The organism is Streptomyces sp. NPDC058145, assembly GCF_042884245.1.
Classification (GTDB): domain Bacteria; phylum Actinomycetota; class Actinomycetes; order Streptomycetales; family Streptomycetaceae; genus Streptomyces.
In genome coordinates this window covers 215803-236813 of the sequence record NZ_JBHVUH010000006.1, presented here as the reverse complement: position 1 = coordinate 236813, position 21011 = coordinate 215803, and the positions used below count along the sequence as shown (strand labels likewise).

Genomic DNA, 21011 nt, shown 5'->3' with positions numbered 1-21011 from the left:
TGCTCTCAGCCCGTCGGCCAGGGGACCTGGGGCGACTTGTAGTAGCTCATTCCGAGGGCGTCCCAGCGCGGGGCCTGGGCCGCGAGCCGGACCTTGTAGCCGTCCCAGTCGTGGGTGGCCGCCGGGGACCAGCCCAGCTCGGCCGCTCCGGGCAGGCGTGGGAAGGCCATGTACTCGATGTCGGAGGACTTGGTGAGGGTCTCCGACCACAGCGGTGCCTCGACCCCCCGGACGGCCGAACCCGGCGCTCCGGGCAGGTAGTCGCCCGGGTTCCAGTCGTAGGAGCGCCGCACCTCCACCAGGCCCGCCCACTTGGTGCCCAGCCTCGTGCTCGCGGTGTACTTCATGTCGAGGTAGACCCGGTCGGCCGGGGACAGGATCAGGCCGGTGCCGTTCTGGGCGGCCTTGGCCACCTGGGCCTTCTCCGTAGCGCTGGTGCCGTCCAGACCCCAGTACTGGGCGAGGGCGCCCTTGACGGGGGTGGCCCCGGTGAGCTGGTGCCAGCCGATGACCGTCTTGCCGTACTTGGCGACGACGGGCTGCACGCGGTCCATGAACTTCACGTAGTCGGCGTGGCTGGTGGAGTGCGCCTCGTCGCCGCCGATGTGCAGATAGCGGCCTGGGGTGATCGCGGCCAGTTCACGGATCACGTCGTCCACGAAGTCGTACGTCACCTGCTTCGGCACGCACAGCGAGCTGAAGCCGACCTGGGTGCCGGTGTACAGCGGGGGCGCGGTGCCGTCGCAGTTGAGCTGCGCGTAGGAGGCGAGGGCCGCGTTGGTGTGGCCGGGCATGTCGATCTCGGGCACGACCTCCAGGTAGCGGGAGGCGGCGTAGCGGACGATGTCCTGGTAGTCGGCCTTCGTGAAGTAGCCGCCCTTGCCGCCGCCGACCTGGGTGGAGCCGCCGTAGGTGGTCAGGCGGGGCCAGGAGTCGATGGCGATGCGCCAGCCCTGGTCGTCGCTGAGGTGCAGGTGCAGGGTGTTGATCTTGTACAGGGCCAGCTCGTCGATGTAGCGCTTGACCTGACCGACGGTGAAGAAGTGCCGGGAGACGTCCAGCATGGCGCCGCGGTAGGCGTAGCGGGGGCGGTCCTCGATGGTGCCGCCGGCGATCCGCCACGGTCCGGGCTGGAGGCTCTTGCGCTCGACGGACGCGGGGAGGAGCTGGCGCAGGGTCTGGACGCCGTGGAAGAGGCCGGCGGGGGCGCTCGCGGTGATGGCGACGCCCGTGGGTCCGCTGGTCAGCCGGTAGCCCTCGGCGCCGAACTGGTCGCCGGTGAGATGGAGTTGGATGCCGCCGGTGCCGTGGTCGGTGACCGGCACGCGGTAGCCGGTGGACGGGCGCAGGATGCCGGCGAGGTACTCGCCGATCCGGCGGACCTCGTCCGAGCCGTCCACGCGGACGCCGGTGGCCCAGGTGATGCGGTACGGACGCCCGCCGGGCTGTGTCCCGGCGGGCGCCGGGACCACCCGGGCCAGTGGGGTGGCCGCCGCGGCCGTTGGCGCCGGGGCCGCGCCGACGGTGGTCACGCCGGCCGCCGCGACGAGCAGCAGGGATCCGAGGACGCGGGTCAGCCGGGGAGTCGTGCTGTGGTGCCGTCTCACATGCGCTCCCTTCACGAGTGGTAAAGACCACTCTCCCGCAGATCCGGTGAATCAGTCCCCGCCCTGCGGAAATCCCCCGCAGGAACGGCGGTTGGGCCATCGGTGCGGCCGTCCGCGCCCTACTTCGCCTTGCGGGCCACCGTGAAGTGGTCGATGCGCCTGCCGGTCTCGGCGATGCCCGACACCGTCAGGGTGGCCTGGTGGCCCTTCGCCGCGGGCGTGACGTCCACACGCAGGAAGGAGTAGTCGAGGTAGCGCACCCGGGACCAGGTGACCGTCTCGTTCCGCTTGCCGTCCTTGGTGTTGACGAAGGAGGCGACCGAGTCGACCTCGTGCTCGTGGCCCTCGTAGGAGTCCGGAGCGGAGAAGGCGTACAGGCCACGGCCCGCCGCGCCGGCCGTGACGTACACCACGCCCTCGGTCTCGGGGTGGGCGGTGCCGCCGATCGGCAGCTTCTTGGTGACCTGGCCGTCCTTGATGACGTCGGTGCGCTCGTACTGGTGGTTGTGGCCGTTGATGACCAGGTCCACGGTGTACTTCTCGAACAGCGGCACCCACTCCTGGCGGACACCGCCCTCCGAGGCGTGCGCGGTGGAGGTGCAGTAGGCGCAGTGGTGGAAGAAGACGACGATGAAGTCGACGTCCTTCGCGGCGCGGTACTTCTTGAGCTGAGCCTCCAGCCAGGTGGTCTGGGTTCCGCCGGAGATGCCCAGGTTCGCGGGGATCTCGAAGGAGATGTCGTTGGCGTCGAGCGAGATGACGGCGGTGTTGCCGTAGACGAAGGAGTAGACGCCGGGCAGGTTCGCGCGGTCCGGGCCGTTGTCGGGGAGGGTCCAGCGGGCTTCCTCGCCGCCGTAGCCGTTGGGCGAGTACCAGGCCTCCATGTCGTGGTTGCCGTAGGCGGGCATCCAGGGGACCTGCTTGGCGACCGACTCGGTCTGGTGCAGGAACTGGTCCCAGGTGCGCGAGTCGAAGCCGGTGTCGCCGGTCCTGCCCTGGCCGGCCGGGTCGCCGTAGGCGATGTCACCCGCGTGCAGGTGGAAGGCCGGGTTCTGGCCGAGGATCAGGGCGTTGTTGGCCAGGCCGTGATATCCGACACCCTCGTCGCCGAAGGCGGTGAAGGTGAAGGGCGCCTTGTGGGCGGGGGCGGTGGTGAAGGTGCCCAGGGTGCCCAGCAGGTGGGGCTCGGCCGGGTCGAAGCCCTGGTGGCCGACGCCGTAGTAGTAGGTCCGGCCGGGGCGCAGGTGGGCGAGCCGGGCGTGCAGGTAGTACTGGGTGTGGTCGCCGCTCGCGCCGACACCGGCCGGGGTGTACAGGGTGCGGACCTCGGCGTCGATCCGGCGGGAGAGGTCCCAGGGGTGGGCGCCGACGCGGATGAAGGGCCTCTGCACCGCGACCGGGACCTGCCAGGAGACGCTGATCTCGGTCCGCGGGTCGTTGCCCCAGGCGAGATGGCGGCCGAAGGGGGCGGCCAGGGAGCCGTCGACCTGCTCGGCGGCGGGCGCGGTGCGCGGGGTGGGAACCGTGGCCCGGGCGCCGGCGCCCGACACGAACGCGCCGCCGGTGACGGCGCCCAGGGTGACGGCGCCGCCCCTGATCATGGTGCGCCGCGAGAACCTGGTGCGCAGATACTCGTGCTGCTCGGCCATGCTCATGCGCGCGGCCAGCTTCTCGGGTACTCCCATACGAGGAATGTCCATGACGTCTGAAACTCGTCCGGCCGGGCAACGAGGCGCGGGACACAGGATGGACAGCCCGCAAACAGAGCCCCATAAGACTTCCAACTGGCCCCTGCCCGGAATCGGGCAGGATTCTTGCGAAACTCGCGCTCTTACTCCAGGATCTACCGGGTGCACGAGGAACTTGTCGATCACCTGACGCGGTCCACGCCCCTCAGCAGGGGCGAGGCGCTGCGGGTGGTGCAGGACGTGCTCGCCTACTTCGACGAGACGACGCAGGACTACGTCCGTCGCCGCCACCGCGAGCTGCAGGCCAACGGCCTGACGAACACGGCGATCTTCGACCGGATCGAGGCGGACCTGAAATACCGGGCGGTGGCGCCGCCGGAGCTGACGCTCAGGCAGCTGCGCCGCATGGTCTACGGCTGAGACGCCAGACTGAGAGATACCTGTATATGTGCGGAATTGTCGGATACATCGGCAAGCGTGACGTGGCTCCGCTGCTCCTGGAGGGCCTGCAGCGCCTGGAGTACCGCGGCTACGACTCGGCGGGCATCGTCGTCACGTCGCCGAAGACGGCCGGCCTGAGGATGGTCAAGGCCAAGGGCCGGGTGCGCGACCTCGAGGCCAAGGTCCCGGCGCGCTTCAAGGGCACCACCGGTATCGCCCACACCCGCTGGGCCACCCACGGCGCCCCCTCCGACGTGAACGCCCATCCGCACATGTCGGCCGACAGCAAGGTCGCCGTCGTGCACAACGGCATCATCGACAACGCCGCCGACCTGCGTCGCAAGCTGGAGGCGGACGGCGTCGAGTTCCTCTCCGAGACCGACACCGAGGTCCTCACCCACCTCATCGCCCGCTCCACGGCCGAGAAGCTGGAGGACAAGGTCCGCGAGACCCTGCGGCTGATCGAGGGCACGTACGGCATCGCGGTGATGCACGCCGACTTCAACGACCGCATCGTGGTGGCCCGCAACGGCTCCCCGGTGGTCCTCGGCATCGGCGAGAAGGAGATGTTCGTCGCATCGGACATCGCCGCCCTGGTCACCCACACCCGGCAGATCGTCACGCTGGACGACGGCGAGATGGCCACCCTCAAGGCCGACGACTTCCGCACCTACACCACCGAGGGCACCCGTACCAGCGCCGAGCCGACCACCGTGGAGTGGGAGGCGGCGTCGTACGACATGGGCGGCCACGACACGTACATGCACAAGGAGATCCACGAGCAGGCCGACGCCGTGGACCGTGTGCTGCGCGGCCGCATCGACGAGCGGTTCTCCACCGTGCACCTGGGCGGCCTCAACCTTGACGCCCGCGAGGCGCGCCGGATCCGCCGTGTGAAGATCCTCGGCTGCGGCACCTCGTACCACGCGGGCATGATCGGCGCCCAGATGATCGAGGAGCTGGCCCGCATCCCCGCCGACGCCGAGCCGGCCTCCGAGTTCCGCTACCGCAACGCGGTCGTGGACCCCGACACGCTGTACGTCGCCGTCTCCCAGTCCGGTGAGACGTACGACGTGCTCGCCGCCGTGCAGGAGCTGAAGCGCAAGGGCGCCCGGGTGCTCGGCGTGGTCAACGTGGTGGGTTCCGCGATCGCCCGCGAGGCCGACGGCGGCATCTACGTGCACGCCGGTCCCGAGGTCTGCGTCGTCTCGACGAAGTGCTTCACCAACACCACGGTCGCCTTCGCCCTGCTCGCCCTGCACCTCGGCCGCACCCGCGACCTCTCGGTGCGCGACGGCAAGCGGATCATCGAGGGCCTGCGCAGGCTGCCGGAGCAGATCACCGAGATCCTCAAGCAGGAGGAGGACATCAGGCAGCTCGCGGAGAGCTACGCCGATGCCCGCTCCATGCTCTTCATCGGCCGCGTTCGGGGCTACCCGGTGGCCCGCGAGGCCTCCCTGAAGCTCAAGGAGGTCTCCTACATCCACGCCGAGGCCTACCCCGCCTCCGAGCTGAAGCACGGCCCGCTGGCCCTGATCGAGCCGGCCCTGCCGACGGTCGCGATCGTCCCCGACGACGACCTGCTGGAGAAGAACCGCGCGGCCCTGGAGGAGATCAAGGCCCGCAGCGGCAAGATCCTCGCGGTGGCCCACCAGGAGCAGGAGAAGGCCGACCGGACGATCGTCGTCCCGAAGAACGAGGACGAGCTGGACCCGATCCTCCTGGGCATCCCGCTGCAGCTCCTGGCCTACCACACGGCGAAGGCCCTGGGCCGGGACATCGACAAGCCGAGGAACCTGGCGAAGTCCGTCACGGTGGAGTAGCCGGCCGCCCCGTCCGACGGCCGGGGCGGCGCTCGAGCAACCCCCGCGGCGAGCGACCGGGTTCGCGAGAGCGGCGCCGGTCAAGGCGCAAAGAACGGACCCCCGCGTCGCCACCTCTCACGCGGGGGTCCGTTCTCGTGCTGCTGTCCGATCAGCCGGCGGCCGTCACCCGCCGGCTCGCAGCACGCCTCGGTGCGATGACCCGTATATGCCCTTCACAAGGGCACAAACACCTCTACGCGCGAGTAGTTTCGCGTTGCACAAAGGGAGTTGACGGAGCGTCGGCGAGGAGCGGGACTCAGGGGATGACGATGACCGGCCGCTGCGCCCGCTTGGCGAGCCGTCCGGCCACGGAGCCGAAGATCCGGCCCACGATGCCGTGGGTGGTGCCGACCACGATCGCGTCGGCCTCGTACTCCCGCCCCACCTCTTCGAGTTCGTGGCAGATGTCACCGCCGCGCTCGACCAGGATCCAGGGCACCTCGGTCAGATAGTCCGCGCAGGCCAGTTCGAGACCGAGCACCTCGGTGCGGTGATCCGGTACGTCGACGAAGACGGGCGGCTCACAACCGGCCCACACGGTGGTGGGCAGCCGGTTGGCCACATGGACGATGATCAGTCCCGAGCCGGAGCGGTGGGCCATGCCGATCGCGTAGGCGAGGGCGCGCTCACTGGAGGTCGAGCCGTCGAAGCCGACGACCACACCGTGCAGGAAGGCGGGGTCGCAGGACGGGCGTGCCTCTGGCGCCGCCAGGGGATCGGCCGCCGTGGGGTCGGCGACGGGCCGCTTGCGGTCCGCGGGTTCGAAGAATTCGTGACCGGCCATGACTGTCTCGGCGTTGTGATCCTTGTGTGGGTGGGAATGACATCGAGCGGCGGAGCTGTGTCCGGGATTCGTCTTCCCAACCCCATACCCCCAAGGGTACGGCGGCACGCCTCCTCTGCCCATTTCCCGCGCACGCTCCGTAAGCGGGACCCCCGAATGTCCGTGGGGGTTCCCCGGAGCATGCACGAGCGGCGCCCGTAACGCAATGGTTGCTGCCTCGTACAGGCGGTTTGCACAGCGTGAACGGAGCAGCGGCCGGTGACCGACGGATCGAACGGGCGTTGATCTCCGTGAGCCACCGCCACAGGGAGTACGAGTTGCCCGGACCGAGATCCACCACCGACCCGCGTCCCGCCCCGGACACCACGAGCGACGTGATCCGCTGGGCGGCCTTCTGCTGCGTCCTCGTTCCCGTGGTCCTCGTCTGGTACGGCACCTCGCTCGCCGGCGCGGCCGGCACCGCCTTCGGACTCGCCGCCGTCACGGCCGCCTGCCGGGTGCTGTTGCGGCGGTCCGAACGTTGCGCCGCGCAAAGAGGCGGACGCCACACCAGAGGAGAGACACCGGTCGACTGACCGGTTTCCGTACCCTCGAGCGCTTCTTTTCGGCCAACTTCCGGATGCCGCCCAGGAGGGGTCCCGACCACCCCCCAACCCCCGTTCCACCTGCACGGAAAGGGTCCGGGCCGGCCTCCGCACCCTACGCGGTTTGGCCACTGCGACAAGGCGCACTTCCCTACTCGCCCCACGAGTGCAACGCTTCGTGATCGAATGCTTCACGCCAAGTTGTCATGTCGACAATGTCCGGCGTGTCGAACTGGCCACCGTCAGACCGCGGTAGCCAGTAGATTCGATCTTGACTGTCTTACGGCGGGGGACTCGTGCAGGACCGAGGGGAAACGTGCAGGAGCGACACAACCGAGGAGCCGCGACCACCGAGGGGGGCTTAGCAGGATGAGCCACGACTCCACTGCCGCGCCGGAAGCCGCGGCCCGGAAACTGTCCGGGCGCCGCCGCAAGGAGATCGTCGCGGTGCTGCTGTTCAGCGGCGGCCCCATCTTCGAGAGTTCCATACCTCTTTCGGTGTTCGGCATCGATCGCCAGGACGCCGGAGTACCCCGGTACCGACTACTGGTGTCCGCCGGCGAGGAGGGCCCACTGCGGACCACAGGGGGCCTGGAACTCACCGCGCCACATGGGCTCGAGGCGATCTCACGCGCCGGGACGGTCGTCGTACCGGCCTGGCGTTCGATCACCTCGCCGCCACCGGAGGATGCGCTCGACGCACTGCGCCGGGCCCACGAGGAGGGCGCCCGCATCGTCGGGCTGTGCACGGGCGCGTTCGTCCTCGCGGCGGCCGGCCTGCTGGACGGCCGACCGGCCACCACCCACTGGATGTACGCGCCGACGCTGGCCAAGCGCTATCCGTCGGTGCACGTGGATCCGAGAGAGCTGTTCGTCGACGACGGCGACGTCCTGACGTCGGCGGGTACGGCGGCCGGGATCGATCTCTGTCTCCACATCGTGCGGACGGACCACGGCAACGAGGCGGCCGGCGCGCTCGCCCGGCGCCTGGTGGTCCCGCCGCGCCGGTCGGGCGGCCAGGAGCGCTACCTCGACAGGTCTTTACCGGAGGAGATCGGCGCCGACCCGCTCGCCGAGGTCGTCGCCTGGGCGCTGGAACACCTCCACGAGCAGTTCGACGTGGAGACCCTGGCGGCACGCGCATACATGAGCCGCCGTACGTTCGACCGCAGGTTCCGCTCGCTGACCGGCAGCGCGCCGCTGCAGTGGCTGATCACCCAACGGGTGCTGCAGGCACAGCGGCTGCTGGAGACGTCGGACTACTCCGTGGACGAGGTGGCGGGCCGTTGCGGCTTCCGCTCCCCGGTCGCGCTGCGCGGGCACTTCCGCCGCCAGCTCGGCTCGTCCCCGGCGGCCTACCGCGCGGCCTACCGGGCCCGCCGGCCGCAGGGCGAGCGGCTGGGTGAGGCGGAGATCCCGGTGCAGCCCGGACCCGGCGGGCCCGGCCTGACCGGCCACGGGCCGGTCGGTCACGCGCCACCGGTGCTGCATCCGGACCGCGAGAGCGCGGTGCCGATGCAGAGCCGCCGGCAGGCGGCCGGCGCGGTGAGCCTGCTGCCGGGGCCGCGCAGCGGGAGCTGAGCGAAGAGCGGGAAGGGAGGGGCGGAGCACGGCTCCGTCCCTCTTCCGCTGTCGCCCTTCTGTGCGCACACCGACAAGGTCGCCGCACGCCCGGTCCGGCCCGGGGCGGCGCGCCGTAAGGTGAGACACATGAACGATCGCATGGTGTGGATCGACTGCGAGATGACCGGCCTCTCGCTGTCCGACGACGCGCTCATCGAGGTGGCCGCCCTCGTCACCGATTCCGAGCTGAACGTGCTCGGCGAAGGGGTGGACATCGTCATCCGCCCGCCGGACTCGGCACTGGAGACGATGCCGGAGGTGGTGCGCGAGATGCACACCGCGTCCGGGCTGCTTGAGGAGCTGGCCGGCGGCACCACGCTGGCCGACGCCGAGGCGCAGGTCCTCGCCTACGTCCGCGAGCACGTCAAGGAGCCCGGCAAGGCCCCGCTGTGCGGCAACTCCGTCGGCACCGACCGCGGTTTCCTGCTGCGCGACATGCCGACCCTGGAGGACTACCTCCACTACCGCATCGTCGACGTCTCCTCGATCAAGGAGCTGGCCCGCCGCTGGTATCCCCGGGCCTACTTCAACAGCCCGGAGAAGAACGGCAACCACCGCGCCCTCGCCGACATCCGCGAGTCGATCGCCGAGCTGCGCTACTACCGCGAGGCCGTCTTCGTCCCGCAGCCGGGCCCGGACTCCGACACCGCCAGGGCGATCGCCGCCAAGCACGTCCTGCCCGCGCGGTAGGACCCCGGGACCAGCGCCCCGGGGTCCGTTCGGGACCCGCGCGAAAACCCGTGCGCGAGCACCCCTTCGGACCCTGTAGACTTCTTCTCGGCCGGTCGGGGAGAGCACTCCTCGAACTTCCGGTCATGGTGGGTGTAGCTCAGCTGGTAGAGCACCTGGTTGTGGTCCAGGATGCCGCGGGTTCAAGTCCCGTCACTCACCCTGAGTAATCAGCCGGTGACTCCGTCGAGAGACGAGGTCACCGGCTGATTCGTTTTGTCGCCCGCCTCCCGGTGGCGGGCGACAGGCGTCACCCGCCCGAGAGGACCGTCACGACGACGCCCGGCCCACCAGTTCCGTGGGCAGTACCGCGTGGCGGCGTTGCGGGTCGCGGGTGGTGGTCGGGCGGCGGTCGGCGATCTCGGTGAGGAGCAGGTCGATCATGGCGCGGCCCATCTCCTCGATCGGCTGGCGGACGCTGGTCAGCGGCGGGTCCATGTGCCGCGCGATGGCCGAGTCGTCGTAGCCGACCAGGGCCACGTCGCCGGGGACGCCGAGGCCCGCCTCGCGCAGCACCTGCCGGGCGCCCGCAGCCATGACGTCGGAGCCCGCGAAGACCGCGTCCAGGTCCGGGTGGCGCTCGAGCAGGGTCGTCATGGCCCGGCGGCCGCCCTCGTCGGTGAAGTCACCGGGTTCGATCAGCTGCTCGTCCACGGGCAGGCCCGCGTCGCGCAGGGCGTCGCGGTAGCCGTCGACACGGCGCTGGGCGCCGTAGACGTCGAGGCGGCCGGTGATGTGGGCGATCCGACGACGGCCCCGGGACATCAGGTGCTCCACCGCGGACCGGGCACCCCCGTAGTTGTCCGAGTCCACCGAGGTCAGCGTCTCGGCGGCGGAGCGGGGGCCGCTGATCACCGCGGGGATCTCCAGCTGGGACAGCATGTCCGGCAGGGGGTCGTCGGCGTGCACCGAGACCAGCAGGACGCCGTCGACGCGATGGGCGGCCAGGTACTGCGCGAGCCGCTGCCGCTCCCGGTCGCTGCCCGCGAAGATGAGCAGCAACTGCATCTCGCTGTCGGAGAGTTCGGCGCCGACACCGCGCAGCATGTCGGAGAAGTAGGGCTCCGAGAAGAAGCGGGTCTCCGGCTCCGGCACCACCAGCGCGATGGCGTCGGTGCGGTTGGCCGCGAGGGCCCGCGCCGCGGTGTTGGGCACGTAGCCGAGTTCCGCGACGGCCGCCTCCACGGCGGCGCGGGTCGCCTCGCTCACCCGGGGCGAGCCGTTGATCACCCGCGAGACCGTGCCTCTGCCGACACCGGCACGTGCGGCGACCTCTTCCAGCGTCGGCCGCCGACTGCTCCGGCTCCGCTCTCCGTTGACTGGCATGGTCTCCGCCTCCCGCTCACAACCGACCGGCCGGGGGATTGTCCGCTACCGTCCGGCCAGGAATGTAACCGAGATCCCACAGCACCCGCTCTCATCATCCCGCGCCCGAAGGCGCCGGCGGAGCCGGGCCCTCGGCGGGCGGCCCGGCGCACGGCGCCGGGGGGTGCCACCGCCGTCGCGGCGGCTCCCCCGGCCGGGCCGCGGGCGGACGTCACATCCGCGGGTCGGCGTCCGGCAGCGCGTTGCGGCGGATCACGTCGGTGTACCAGTGGGCGCTGGCCTTGGGGATACGGCGCTGGGTGCCGTAGTCGACGTAGACGGCGCCGAACCGCTTCGAGTAGCCGTAGGACCACTCGAAGTTGTCCAGCAGCGACCACAGGAAGTAGCCCCGGACGTCGACGCCGTCGGCGATGGCGCGCCGGACCGCGTCCAGGTGGCCGTGGAGATAGGCGATCCGCTGCGGGTCGTTCACCTTCCCCTCGGGCGAGACGTAGTCGTCGAAGGCGGCGCCGTTCTCGGTGACCATCAGCGGCAGTCCGGGATGCGCCGCCGCCATGCCGGCCAGCAGGGTGTGCAGGCCGTCCGCGTCGATGGCCCAGTTCATCGCCGTCAGCTCGTCGTTGGCGAGGTGGAAGGAGACGTCCTCGGAGCCGGTCCACGGCGAGTGGTCGCTGGCACCGTGACCGTCGTTCTTGGTGGCGCCGGCGCCGTCGGCGGGCATCGAGACCACGGTCGGCGAGTAGTAGTTGACGCCGAGCACGTCGATCGGGCGGGAGATCTCGGCGAGGTCGTCGCCGCGCACCAGCTCGTCCCAGTCGACGATGCGGGCGGTGTCCGCGAGCAGGTCCTCCGGGTAGGCGCCGTCGAGGATCGGGCCGGTGAAGATCCGGTTGCCGACCGCGTCGATGCGGCGGGCCGCCTCCGCGTCACCGGGGGCGTCCGTGAGCGGGCGCACCTGGTGCAGGTTGAGGGTGATGGACAGTTGCGCGGAGCTGGGCAGGACCGAGCGCAGCGCCCCGACCGCCCGGCCGTGCGCCAGATTGAGGTGGTGGGCGGCGCGCAGGGTGGCGGCCGGGTCGGTGCGGCCGGGCGCGTGCACGCCGGAGCCGTAGCCGAGGAAGGCCGAGCACCACGGTTCGTTGAGCGTGGTCCACACCCCGACGCGGTCCCCGAGGGCCCGGCCCACCGTCTCGGCGTACTCGGCGAAGCGCTGCGCGGTGTCCCGCTGCGGCCAGCCGCCCGCGTCCTCGAGCTCCTGGGGCAGGTCCCAGTGGTAGAGGGTGGCGACGGGGGTGATGCCGGCCTCGAGCAGTTCGTCGGCGAGACGGCGGTAGAAGTCCAGGCCGCGTTCGACGGCGGGCCCCCGCCCGGTGGGCTGCACCCGGGACCAGGAGACGGAGAACCGGTACGCCTGGAGGCCGAGGTCCTTCATCAGCGCCACGTCGCCGCGGTACCGGTGGTAGTGGTCCGCGGCGATGTCGCCGGTGTCGCCGTTGCGCACCCTGCCGGGCGTGTGGCTGAAGGTGTCCCAGATGGAGGGCGTGCGTCCGTCCTCGGCGGCCGCGCCCTCGACCTGGTAGGCGGCGGTGGCCGCGCCCCAGACGAAACCGGGCGGGAAGGAGAGGTCCGCGGCCGGCCGGGTCGTCGGCTCGGGTCGTACAGCGGTCATGGTGAGAGCGCTCCCAAAGTGGCGTGTGGAAAGGTCGGTCTGCTGCCCGGACGGCTGTGCCGTCAGCCCTTGACGGCGCCCGACATGATGCCCCCGACGATCTGCTTGCCGAAGATCACGAAGACCAGCAGCAGCGGAAGTGTGCTGATGAGCGCACCGGCCATGACGATGCTCTGGTCGGGGGTGTAGGAGGCGCTGAGCTGGCCGAGCGCCACCTGGATGGTGGGGTTCTGCTGGTTCAGGGCGAGGAAGGGCCAGAAGAAGTCGTTCCACGCCTGCACGAAGGTGAGCATCCCGAGCACCATCATGGCGGGCCGGGCCACGGGCAGGACCACGCTCCACACGATGCGGAAGTTGGTCGCGCCGTCCACCTTGGCCGCCTCGATCAGCTCGTAGGGCAGGGACTCCAGCAGGTACTGGCGCATGAAGAAGACGCCGAAGGCGCCGACCAGGGTCGGGAAGATCACCGACTCCAGCTTCCCGCCCCACCCGATGTCCGACATCATCATGAACAGCGGGACGACGCTGAGCTGCGGCGGGATGGTCAGCGTGGCGATGACCGCGGTCATCAGGAAGCCGCGGCCGCGGAAGCGCATCTTGGCGAAGGCGTAGCCGGCCAGCGTGCAGAAGAACAGGGTCGCCGCGGTGATGCAGCCGGCCACGATGACGCTGTTGACGATGGCCTTGCCCAGGTTGGCCTGCTCCCAGGCGGCCTGGAGGTTGCTCCACAGCCTGCCGCCCGGCAGCAGCGGCGGCGGGCTGTCCAGGACCCGCTGCTGGTCGTGCGAGGCGGCCACCAGGGTCCAGTACAGCGGGAAGATCGATCCCAGGCCGACGATGACGAGGGCCACGTAGGTGAAGGGGCCGCCCTTGAGCTGCTGGCCGGCGCCGAGCCTGAGGCGGGCGCGGCCACCGCTGCCGGGGGCGGACGGGCGGGCCGGGGTGAGGTCGGCCGCGGTCTTGATGGGACTGGTCGTGGTCATCGAAGTCGCTCCCGTCAGGCCGCGCTCTTGCGCACGAACCGGCCGACGATCCAGTTGATCAGGGCGATCAGCAGCAGCAGGACGAGCATCGCCCAGGCCACGGCGGCGGCCGGACCCAGGTGCCCCAGCTTCCAGCCGTAGTTGAAGAGGTAGATGCTGAGGGTTTCGTACTGGTGCTCACTGCCGCCGATGGACCCGAGCGTGCCGCCCTGCAGCAGCAGCGGCTCGCCGAACAGCTGCATGGAGCCGATGGTCGAGATGACGATGGTGAACAGGATCGTCGGCCGCAGCGAGGGGATCGTCACCTTGCGGAACTGCTGCCATCGCGACGCGCCGTCGATCGAGGCGGCCTCGTACAGGTCGGTCGGCACGGCCTGCATGGCCGCCAGGTAGATCAGGGCGTTGTAGCCGGTCCAGCGCCAGATCACGATGACCGAGATGGCGATCTTGGACGTCCACTCGCCGTTGCCCCAGTCGATGTTGCCGATACCGGCGAAGTGCAGCACCCAGTTGAGGATGCCGCCGTCCGCCCGGAAGACCAGGGCGAAGACCAGCGCCGCGGTCGCCACCGAGGTGGCGTACGGGGTGAGGATGAGCGTCCGCCAGAACGTGCTGGCCCGCAGCTTGTAGTTGAGCAGATGGGCCAGGCCAAGCGCCACGAGGAGCTGGGGAACGGTCGATATGACGCCGATGACGAAGGTGTTGGCGACGGCGGTCCAGAACTCCGAGTCCTGGAGGATCCTGGCGAAGTTATCCCAGCCGACCCACTCGGACTGGCCGAGGCTGGTCATCTCCACCCGGTGCAGGGCGATCCAGCCGGTGTAGAGGAGCGGATAGAGCCCGAAGGCTCCGAAGATGAGGAAGAAGGGCGCGATGTAGGCGTAGGGCGACGCCAGGTCGTCGAAGCGCCACAGCCGGCTGCGCCACGCGCGGGGGCCGGGTCCGTTCGACACGGCGCCGGAACCGCCGGGCGGCGGGCTGTACGCGCCCCGGGTGGGGGTTGTTGTTGCCACGGAGGAGTCCTTATCTGCAGGGTTTCGGCCGGATACGGGGCGGGCGCAGCGTCCACCGGACCGCGCGCCGGCCCCCGTCCCGCGCGCCTCGGCGGCCGGTACGGTACCGAGCCGCCCGGCCAGGCATCCAGAGCCCGGCGTCCCGGATCCGATCCGCCGGACCCGATCCGCCGGGCGCGGCTTCCGGGCGCGGCTGCCGGGCGCGGTTTCCGGGCCGGTGCCGCGACGGTGCGGTGCCCGGGCCGGTGCCCGGATCCGCCACCGGTGCCGGGCACCGGATCCGCCGCCGGACGCCGGGTGCCGTCGCGCCGGCCGTGCCGCGCCGCCGCCCGTGGACCGGTGGGCCCTCGCGGTCACGGCACCGGCGCGGCGGGACCCGGCCGGACCGGCCGGACGCGCGGGCGCGGGGCGGGCGGTCCGAGGGACCGGCCCGCCCCGGCGCGCGTCAGCCGATCGCCTTGTCGATCGTCTCGGTCGCGGCCTTCCATGCGTCGGCGGGCTTGGTGCCCCGCTGCTCCATGTTGTTGATCTGCGTCGAGATCGTGTCCTTGATCACGGCGTCCTTCGGGCCGAGCACCGCCTCGGGGATGGACTTGGCCTCATCCGCGTAGATCTGGCCGATCGGGGCGTCGTTGAAGTACGGGAGCTTCGCGCTCTTCACGTCGGCCAGCTCGTAGGCGCGCTGGTTGGACGGGAAGACGCCGATCGCCTTGAACACGGCGGCCTGCTGCTCGGGCGCCGTCAGCCACTTGACCAGCTCGGTGGCCTCCTTGACGTGCTTGCCGCCCTGCGGGACCGCCAGGAAGGAGCCGCCCCAGTTGGCCGCCGTGGAACCGGGTGCGCGGGAGATGTCCCACTTGCCCTTGTAGGCGTCACCGGAGTTGGTGGAGATCTGGCCGGCCATCCAGGCCGGGCACGCCACCGTGGCCACGCTGCCCTTGCGCAGCGCCGCCGTCCAGGCGTCGGTGAACTGCGGCAGACCATGGGACAGCTTCTTGGACGCGGCCTCGGCGGAGAGGTCCCAGCCCTGCTGCACGGCGGCGCTGTCCTTGTAGACCGGCTTGCCGTCGGTGCCGTAGTACTGCTTGTCCGAGGAGCTGACGACCGCGTTGAACATGGCGCTCGCGGAGTCCATGAAGTAGGTGCCGGACGGCGCCTTCTTCTTGTACTGCTCACCGAGCTTCAGGTAGTCCTCCCAGCCGCCCGTTATCGCCTTGGCCACGTCCTCGCGGTCGGTGGGCAGGCCCGCCTTCTCGAACAGGTCGCGGCGGTAGCACAGCGACATCGGGCCGATGTCGGTGCCGGCGCCCACGACCTTGCCGTCCTTCGTGGTGGCCTGCTTCTCCTTCCAGGAGACCCAGTCCTTCACGTCGATCGACTTGCTCAGGTCGGCGAACTTGTCCGCCTGGGTGTCGACGACCTCCTTGATCCGGCCGACCTCGATACCGGTGACGTCCCCCAGACCACTGCCCGTGTTCAGCTGCTGAAGGAGCTTGGGGTAGTAGTCCTGCTCGTTGGCGGTGACCTCTTCCTTCACCGTGATGTTCGGGTGGAGCTTGTGGTACTTGGCGAACAGATCGGCCTCCTTGTAGCCGAACTGCCCGAAGTCGGCCACGGTGAGCGTGATCGAGCCGTCGGACCCGGAGGCGTCCGAGTCGTCGTCACTGCTGCAGCCCGTCAGCAGCAGGGCCGATGCCGTCAGGACCGTGGTGGCGAGGGCCGCCGCTCTGCGACGGCGACCGCCTCCGCCGTCGGTACCGGTGATGCGCATTCCACTACTCCTTGTTCCGGTGGGAAACGGGACCCCAGGAAGCAGACCGCCAAGGGGCGACGGTCCGGACCTGCCCTCTCGATTTCGAGCAGCGGCCGGCTCACAGCACGCGACGTGCGGTGCAAAGGCGCTGGTCAACGGTGTGTCATGCGAGGTAGAGGGAAAGGCCATCAGTGCTTTGATCCGCGCGAGTCGAGCCCCGGAACCTCCCGTGGGACCGCTCCCACGCGGCATGCCGGAAGACTCCTTGCTACGGGGGTCGGGTGTCAAGACTTGAAAACAGCGTTGTTGCCTGAGCGTGTCCCAGACGTCACGTGAACGTGTCACGAAATCCCCTGCCCCGCTCTGGACATCCGCCCGCCGCCCGATGGATCTACGCTGGTCACAGGGATGTTCTTCGTGCCGGTCCGGCGGACGGCCCGGACGGGGCGGCCGGCCGCGGAACGCGCTGGGACACAATGAGGCGACCCCTTGCCGCACACCGGAAGGTGAACGATGAGCCACGCCCAGCCGCCCGAAGCACTCGGCGTCCGGCGCCCGACGCTGAACGCCGTGGCCGCTCGGGCCGGTGTCGGCCGTGGCACGGTGTCCCGGGTGATCAACGGCTCCCCCAAGGTGAGCGACCGGTCCCGGGCCGCGGTGGAGAAGGCGATCGCCGAACTCGGCTACGTCCCCAACCGCGCCGCGCGCTCCCTGGCCACGCGCCGTACCGACGCCGTGGCCCTGGTCGTCCCGGAGGCCGAGAGCCGGCTGTTCGCGGAGCCGTACTTCTCGGGCATCATCCGGGGCGCCTCCGCCCGGCTCACCCATGCCGGCATGCAGTTGCTGCTGGTGCTCGCGCGCGACGGGAGGAAACACCGGCGCCTGGCCTCGTACCTGACCGCCCAACGGGTGGACGGCGTACTGATGGTGGCGGTCCACCGCGACGACACCCTCCCGGATCTGCTCGACGAGCTGTCCGTGCCCACCGTGCTTGCCGGGCGGCGGGGCGATCCGGAACCGCTCGGCCATGTCCGCGCGGACAACGGCGGCGGCGCCCGGAGCGCGGTCCAGCACCTGCTCGACAGGGGGCGGCGCACCGTCGCCACCATCACCGGGCCCCTGGACATGGACGTCGCCCGGACCCGGCTCGACGGCTACCGCGAGGCGCTGCGGACCGCGGGAGTCGCGGTGGACGAGGAACTGATCGAGCCGGGCGACTTCACCGAGGAGGGCGGGCGCGCGGCGATGCGCGAGCTGCTGCGGCGGCGCCCCGGGCTCGACGCGGTGTTCGCGGCCTCCGACGTGATGGCCTCCGGAGCGGTGCTCGAACTGCGCGCCGCGGGCCGGAGGATCCCGGACGACGTGGCCGTCGTCGGCTTCGACGACTCGATCGTGGCGCGGCACATCGACCCTCCGCTGACCAGCGTCCGCCAGCCGATGGAGGAGATGGGGCGCGCCATGGCGGACCTGCTGCTGGACGAGATCGCGGGACGGGCCGGCCGGCGCGAGGTCGTCCTGCCGACCCGGCTGGTCGTGCGGGAATCGGCCTGAGCGTCGTCGGCGCCGCGCGGTCCTGCCGCGAGCCGTTGACCGCAATCGTGCGCGAGCCGTGAACCGGAACCGGTCGTGGGCGGTGGACCGGAACCGGTCGCGAGCTGTGAACCGGAACCGTGCGCAAGCTCTGGAACAGGCCGACCGCGAGCCGTGAGCCCGGCCGCCCGCAAGCTGTGAAAACACGTACCGGGGAGGGTGGGGGCTTTCACATGGGAGCGCTCCCATGCACAATGGGGCGCAGCCGATCCGGGGAGTCCTTCCATGACAGAGCCCTTGCCAGCCGCGACCTTCCCTCCCGCCTTCCTCTGGGGCGCCGCGACGTCCGCGTACCAGATCGAGGGTGCCGTGCGGGAGGGCGGCCGAACTCCTTCGATCTGGGACACCTTCAGCCACACCCCCGGCAGGACGGCGGGCGGTGAGACCGGTGACATCGCTGTCGACCACTACCACCGCTTCCGCGATGACGTGGCACTGATGGCGGAGCTGGGCCTGACCGCCTACCGCTTCTCCGTCTCCTGGTCCCGGGTACAGCCGACCGGCCGGGGCCCGGCGGTCCAGGTGGGCCTGGACTTCTACCGCCGTCTGGTGGACGAACTGCTGGCGCACGGCATCAAGCCGGCGATCACCCTCTACCACTGGGACCTGCCCCAGGAACTGGAGGACGCGGGCGGCTGGCCGGAGCGGGACACCGCCCACCGGTTCGCCGAGTACGCGCGGCTGGTCGGCGAGGCGCTCGGCGACCGGGTGGAACAGTGGATCACCCTCAACGAACCGTGGTGCAGCGCCTTCCTGGGCTACGGCTCGGGCGTGCACGCCCCCGGGCGCACCGACCCGGCGGCCGCCCTGCGCGCGGCCCATCACCTCAATCTGGCGCACGGCCTGGGCGCGGCGGCCCTGCGCTCGGTGATGCCGGCCCGCAACCAGATCGCGCTCAGCCTCAACTCCTCGGTGGTGCGGCCCCTTTCTCAGAGCCCGGCCGATCTGGCGGCGGCCCGCCGGATCGACAACCTGGCCAACGGCGTCTTCCACGGCCCGGTCCTGCACGGCGCCTACCCGGAGACCCTGTTCACCGAGACCGCCTCGGTCACCGACTGGTCGTTCGTGCTCGACGGGGATGTCCGCACGATCAGGTCGCCGCTGGACGCGCTGGGCCTGAACTACTACACCCCGACCCTGGTCTCGGCGGCGGACGGCAAGGCCACGGGCCCGCGGGCGGACGGTCACGGCGCCGCTGAGCACACCCCCTGGCCGGCCGCCGACGACGTGCTGTTCCACCAGACCCCGGGCGAGCGGACCGAGATGGGCTGGACCGTGGACCCGACCGGGCTGCACGAGCTGATCATGCGCTACTCCCGCGAGGCGCCGGGCCTGCCGCTGTACATCACAGAGAACGGCGCGGCCTACGACGACAAGCCCGACGCCGACGGCCGGGTGCACGACCCCGAGCGCGTCGCCTATCTGCACGGCCACCTGGCGGAGGTCCGCCGGGCCATCGCCGACGGCGCCGACGTCCGCGGCTACTACCTGTGGTCCCTGCTGGACAACTTCGAGTGGGCGTACGGCTACGACAAGCGGTTCGGCGCGGTGTACGTGGACTACTCGACGCTGGAGCGCACCCCGAAGTCGAGCGCCCGCTGGTACGGCGAGGTGGCCCGGACGGGCACGCTGCCGACGGCGGTGGAGCCGGGGGTCTGAGAGACCGTCCGGTGGTCCGAGGCACCGTCCGGTGGTCCTGGAGACGGCGGGGGCGCGGCACCCGGATAGGGGGTGCCGCGTCCTCGTCATGCCGCCGTGCCCATGTGGCCGTGCGGCCGCTGTGGCCGCTGTGGCCGGCTCAGTTGAAGGCGCCGAAGGCCTTGGCGAAGGCGGACTTGTCCTGCGTGATGGAGCTGCAGGTGGCGTCCGCGGTGGGCTTGGTGCCACCGTCGCACTGCTTGTCGCGGGCCGCGGACCACATGGAGAGCCAGCCGAGGCCCTTGGACTTGGCGAAGTTCACGAGCTGAGTGGCGTCGTCGACCTTGAAGACCTCGGAGGAGACGTCGTTGACACCGATCATCGGGGTGACCGCGACCGTCTTCCAGGCCGCCGAGTCGGACAGCCCCAGCACGCTCTTGACCTGGGCCTGGGTGGCGGTGGCGGCCTGCTCGGCGTAGGTACCCATGTCACCGCTGTACGCGGGGCCGTAGTCCATCGCCATGATGTTGACGGTGTTGATCTCGACGCCGTTGGACTTGGCGTTGGACAGGAGGTTCACGCCGTCCTGGGTCAGGCCCTCGGGCATCACCGGCAGGGTGAAGGAGACGTCCAGATTCGGGTGCTGGGCCTGGAGCTTGGCGATGGCCTGGGCCCGGCGGGTGTTGGCCGCCGTGTTGGGCAGCGCGCCGCCCTCGACGTCGAAGTCGACCTTGGTCAGCTTGAAAGCGTCCACGGCCTTGCCGTACGCCGCCGCCAGCGCGTCCGCCGAGGAGCAGGTGGTGGCCAGCTCCGAGCCGGAGGCGCCGCCGAAGGAGACCCGGACGTCGCCGCCCTTGGCACGCAGGGAGCCTATCTGCGCGGCCACCGCGTCGCCGGTGAGGTCGGTGACGCCGCCCCACTTGGGGGTGCAGCCGCCGCCGTCGGTGACGAAGGCGAGGTTGAAGTTCTTCACTCCGGTCGCGTCGGCCGCGGCGAGGAGGTCGAAGGCCGGGTAGAGGGAGGTGTCCACGTAGGGGGCGAAGCCGGCCGAGGCGGTGGTGCCGGTGCCGGTGCTCCGCGAGGGGGTCGGGGTCGCGCTCCGGGTGGGGGTGGCGCTTTGGCTCGGCGTCGCGCTGGGGGCCGGGGTCTGGGTCTGGGTCGGGCGGCCGCTCGGCTCGGGGGTGGCGCCGTCGTCCGCGGAACACCGCGCGTCGTCGACACGGCACCCCGTCGGGTCGCCCTTGCCGTTGACCACGAAGCCGACGGTGACCGACTTGCCCACGGCCAGGCCGTCGGTGTCCCACTTCGCGGGCTTCACGGTGACGTGCTGACCGCTGACGCTGGACTCGCCGTTCCACAGGGAGCCGAGCTTCGCGCCCGCGGGCAGGTCGAACTCCAGCGTCCAGGTCTTCTCCGTCTGGCCGCTGTTGTTGGTGACGACGTACTGCGCGGTGTAGCCCGTCGACCAGTCGCTCGTCTTCGTGTACGCGGCGTTGACCCCGGCCGCGTTCGCCGTGCCGGTGAGCAGGAGGGCGCCGCCACCGATCACGGCCGCGGCCACCACGGAGCCGATCGCCTTGTTCCTGCCACTGATCCTGCGCCGGTGCGTGCTCATGCGCGTGCCTGCCTTCGCTGTTCACGGGGGGTGGGGTGAGGCAGCACGCTAGCGAGCCGGAAACGGGCAAACGGGCCTATGGGGACGGTCGCCGCAGTCCTTA

16 protein-coding genes and 1 tRNA gene are annotated in these 21011 nt (G+C 70.8%); 8 read left to right on the top strand and 9 right to left on the bottom strand.

Going from position 1 to position 21011, the window contains the following annotated elements; translation table 11 throughout:
• Positions 1-5 precede the first annotated feature (5 nt).
• The gene (locus tag ACFVVO_RS15835; protein ID WP_390055239.1) at positions 6-1607 is read right to left on the bottom strand and encodes a beta-N-acetylhexosaminidase; all 1602 of its coding nucleotides are present in this window, start codon (positions 1605-1607) and stop codon (positions 6-8) included.
• 119 nt (positions 1608-1726) lie between these two features.
• Positions 1727-3292 (bottom strand): purple acid phosphatase family protein, encoded by a 1566-nt coding sequence (locus ACFVVO_RS15830; protein ID WP_390055237.1) that lies wholly within the window; start codon positions 3290-3292, stop codon positions 1727-1729.
• A 165-nt stretch (positions 3293-3457) separates the two neighbouring features.
• On the opposite strand from ACFVVO_RS15830, the gene ACFVVO_RS15825 reads away from it, so the two are divergent.
• Both ACFVVO_RS15825 and glmS read left to right on the top strand, forming a co-directional pair.
• A complete protein-coding gene (locus ACFVVO_RS15825; protein WP_390055235.1) occupies positions 3458-3715 on the top strand; it encodes a hypothetical protein in 258 nt (85 codons plus the stop codon).
• 26 nt (positions 3716-3741) lie between these two features.
• Positions 3742-5559, top strand: a complete 1818-nt coding sequence (gene glmS / locus ACFVVO_RS15820) for a glutamine--fructose-6-phosphate transaminase (isomerizing) (protein WP_390055233.1) — start codon at positions 3742-3744, stop codon at positions 5557-5559.
• Between the two features lie 298 nt (positions 5560-5857).
• On the opposite strand, the gene ACFVVO_RS15815 is transcribed toward glmS, so the two are convergent.
• Positions 5858-6385, bottom strand: coding sequence for a universal stress protein (locus tag ACFVVO_RS15815; protein WP_390055231.1), 528 nt, complete (start codon positions 6383-6385; stop codon positions 5858-5860).
• A gap of 317 nt (positions 6386-6702) precedes the next feature.
• Here ACFVVO_RS15815 and ACFVVO_RS15810 point away from each other — a divergent pair, with 317 nt between their 5' ends.
• The 4 genes from ACFVVO_RS15810 (at position 6703) to ACFVVO_RS15795 (ending at position 9483) form a co-directional block, all read left to right on the top strand.
• The gene (locus ACFVVO_RS15810; protein WP_390055230.1) at positions 6703-6960 is read left to right on the top strand and encodes a hypothetical protein; all 258 of its coding nucleotides are present in this window, start codon (positions 6703-6705) and stop codon (positions 6958-6960) included.
• A gap of 378 nt (positions 6961-7338) precedes the next feature.
• Complete coding sequence (locus tag ACFVVO_RS15805; protein ID WP_390055228.1) at positions 7339-8550, top strand: helix-turn-helix domain-containing protein; 1212 nt, start codon at positions 7339-7341, stop codon at positions 8548-8550.
• Positions 8551-8679: 129 nt separating this feature from the next.
• Positions 8680-9282: an oligoribonuclease gene (gene orn / locus ACFVVO_RS15800; RefSeq protein WP_358937845.1), complete on the top strand. Its 603-nt coding sequence runs from the start codon at positions 8680-8682 to the stop codon at positions 9280-9282.
• Positions 9283-9410: 128 nt separating this feature from the next.
• A tRNA-His gene (locus ACFVVO_RS15795) sits at positions 9411-9483 on the top strand.
• 108 nt (positions 9484-9591) lie between these two features.
• Here the strand turns inward: ACFVVO_RS15795 and ACFVVO_RS15790 are convergent.
• From ACFVVO_RS15790 to ACFVVO_RS15770, 5 genes are all read right to left on the bottom strand, one after another.
• Positions 9592-10647, bottom strand: a complete 1056-nt coding sequence (locus tag ACFVVO_RS15790) for a LacI family DNA-binding transcriptional regulator (protein WP_390055226.1) — start codon at positions 10645-10647, stop codon at positions 9592-9594.
• A 211-nt stretch (positions 10648-10858) separates the two neighbouring features.
• On the bottom strand, positions 10859-12316 hold the full coding sequence (locus ACFVVO_RS15785) for a GH1 family beta-glucosidase (RefSeq protein WP_390055224.1): 1458 nt from the start codon (positions 12314-12316) through the stop codon (positions 10859-10861).
• A 62-nt stretch (positions 12317-12378) separates the two neighbouring features.
• Positions 12379-13299, bottom strand: a complete 921-nt coding sequence (locus tag ACFVVO_RS15780) for a carbohydrate ABC transporter permease (protein WP_390055222.1) — start codon at positions 13297-13299, stop codon at positions 12379-12381.
• 14 nt (positions 13300-13313) lie between these two features.
• The gene (locus tag ACFVVO_RS15775) at positions 13314-14312 is read right to left on the bottom strand and encodes a carbohydrate ABC transporter permease (protein WP_390055220.1); all 999 of its coding nucleotides are present in this window, start codon (positions 14310-14312) and stop codon (positions 13314-13316) included.
• A 445-nt stretch (positions 14313-14757) separates the two neighbouring features.
• Positions 14758-16083 (bottom strand): ABC transporter substrate-binding protein, encoded by a 1326-nt coding sequence (locus tag ACFVVO_RS15770; protein WP_390055218.1) that lies wholly within the window; start codon positions 16081-16083, stop codon positions 14758-14760.
• A gap of 495 nt (positions 16084-16578) precedes the next feature.
• On the opposite strand from ACFVVO_RS15770, the gene ACFVVO_RS15765 reads away from it, so the two are divergent.
• Both ACFVVO_RS15765 and ACFVVO_RS15760 read left to right on the top strand, forming a co-directional pair.
• Positions 16579-17616 (top strand): LacI family DNA-binding transcriptional regulator, encoded by a 1038-nt coding sequence (locus tag ACFVVO_RS15765; RefSeq protein ID WP_390055216.1) that lies wholly within the window; start codon positions 16579-16581, stop codon positions 17614-17616.
• A 264-nt stretch (positions 17617-17880) separates the two neighbouring features.
• Positions 17881-19314 (top strand): GH1 family beta-glucosidase, encoded by a 1434-nt coding sequence (locus ACFVVO_RS15760; RefSeq protein ID WP_390055214.1) that lies wholly within the window; start codon positions 17881-17883, stop codon positions 19312-19314.
• 139 nt (positions 19315-19453) lie between these two features.
• Here the strand turns inward: ACFVVO_RS15760 and ACFVVO_RS15755 are convergent, their stop codons facing one another.
• Positions 19454-20908, bottom strand: a complete 1455-nt coding sequence (locus ACFVVO_RS15755; protein ID WP_390055212.1) for a cellulose binding domain-containing protein — start codon at positions 20906-20908, stop codon at positions 19454-19456.
• Positions 20909-21011: the final 103 nt, after the last annotated feature.

What these genes read in the sequence shown, in the direction of transcription:
- ACFVVO_RS15830 (WP_390055237.1), bottom strand. Translation starts at nt 3,292, where the DNA reads ATGGGAGTACCCGAGAAGCTGGCCGCGCGCATGAGCATGGCCGAGCAG.
- glmS (WP_390055233.1), top strand. Translation starts at nt 3,742, where the DNA reads ATGTGCGGAATTGTCGGATACATCGGCAAGCGTGACGTGGCTCCGCTG.
- ACFVVO_RS15815 (WP_390055231.1), bottom strand. Translation starts at nt 6,385, where the DNA reads ATGGCCGGTCACGAATTCTTCGAACCCGCGGACCGCAAGCGGCCCGTC.
- ACFVVO_RS15805 (WP_390055228.1), top strand. Translation starts at nt 7,339, where the DNA reads ATGAGCCACGACTCCACTGCCGCGCCGGAAGCCGCGGCCCGGAAACTG.
- orn (WP_358937845.1), top strand. Translation starts at nt 8,680, where the DNA reads ATGAACGATCGCATGGTGTGGATCGACTGCGAGATGACCGGCCTCTCG.
- ACFVVO_RS15790 (WP_390055226.1), bottom strand. Translation starts at nt 10,647, where the DNA reads ATGCCAGTCAACGGAGAGCGGAGCCGGAGCAGTCGGCGGCCGACGCTG.
- ACFVVO_RS15785 (WP_390055224.1), bottom strand. Translation starts at nt 12,316, where the DNA reads ATGACCGCTGTACGACCCGAGCCGACGACCCGGCCGGCCGCGGACCTC.
- ACFVVO_RS15780 (WP_390055222.1), bottom strand. Translation starts at nt 13,299, where the DNA reads ATGACCACGACCAGTCCCATCAAGACCGCGGCCGACCTCACCCCGGCC.
- ACFVVO_RS15770 (WP_390055218.1), bottom strand. Translation starts at nt 16,083, where the DNA reads ATGCGCATCACCGGTACCGACGGCGGAGGCGGTCGCCGTCGCAGAGCG.
- ACFVVO_RS15765 (WP_390055216.1), top strand. Translation starts at nt 16,579, where the DNA reads ATGAGCCACGCCCAGCCGCCCGAAGCACTCGGCGTCCGGCGCCCGACG.
- ACFVVO_RS15760 (WP_390055214.1), top strand. Translation starts at nt 17,881, where the DNA reads ATGACAGAGCCCTTGCCAGCCGCGACCTTCCCTCCCGCCTTCCTCTGG.
- ACFVVO_RS15755 (WP_390055212.1), bottom strand. Translation starts at nt 20,908, where the DNA reads ATGAGCACGCACCGGCGCAGGATCAGTGGCAGGAACAAGGCGATCGGC.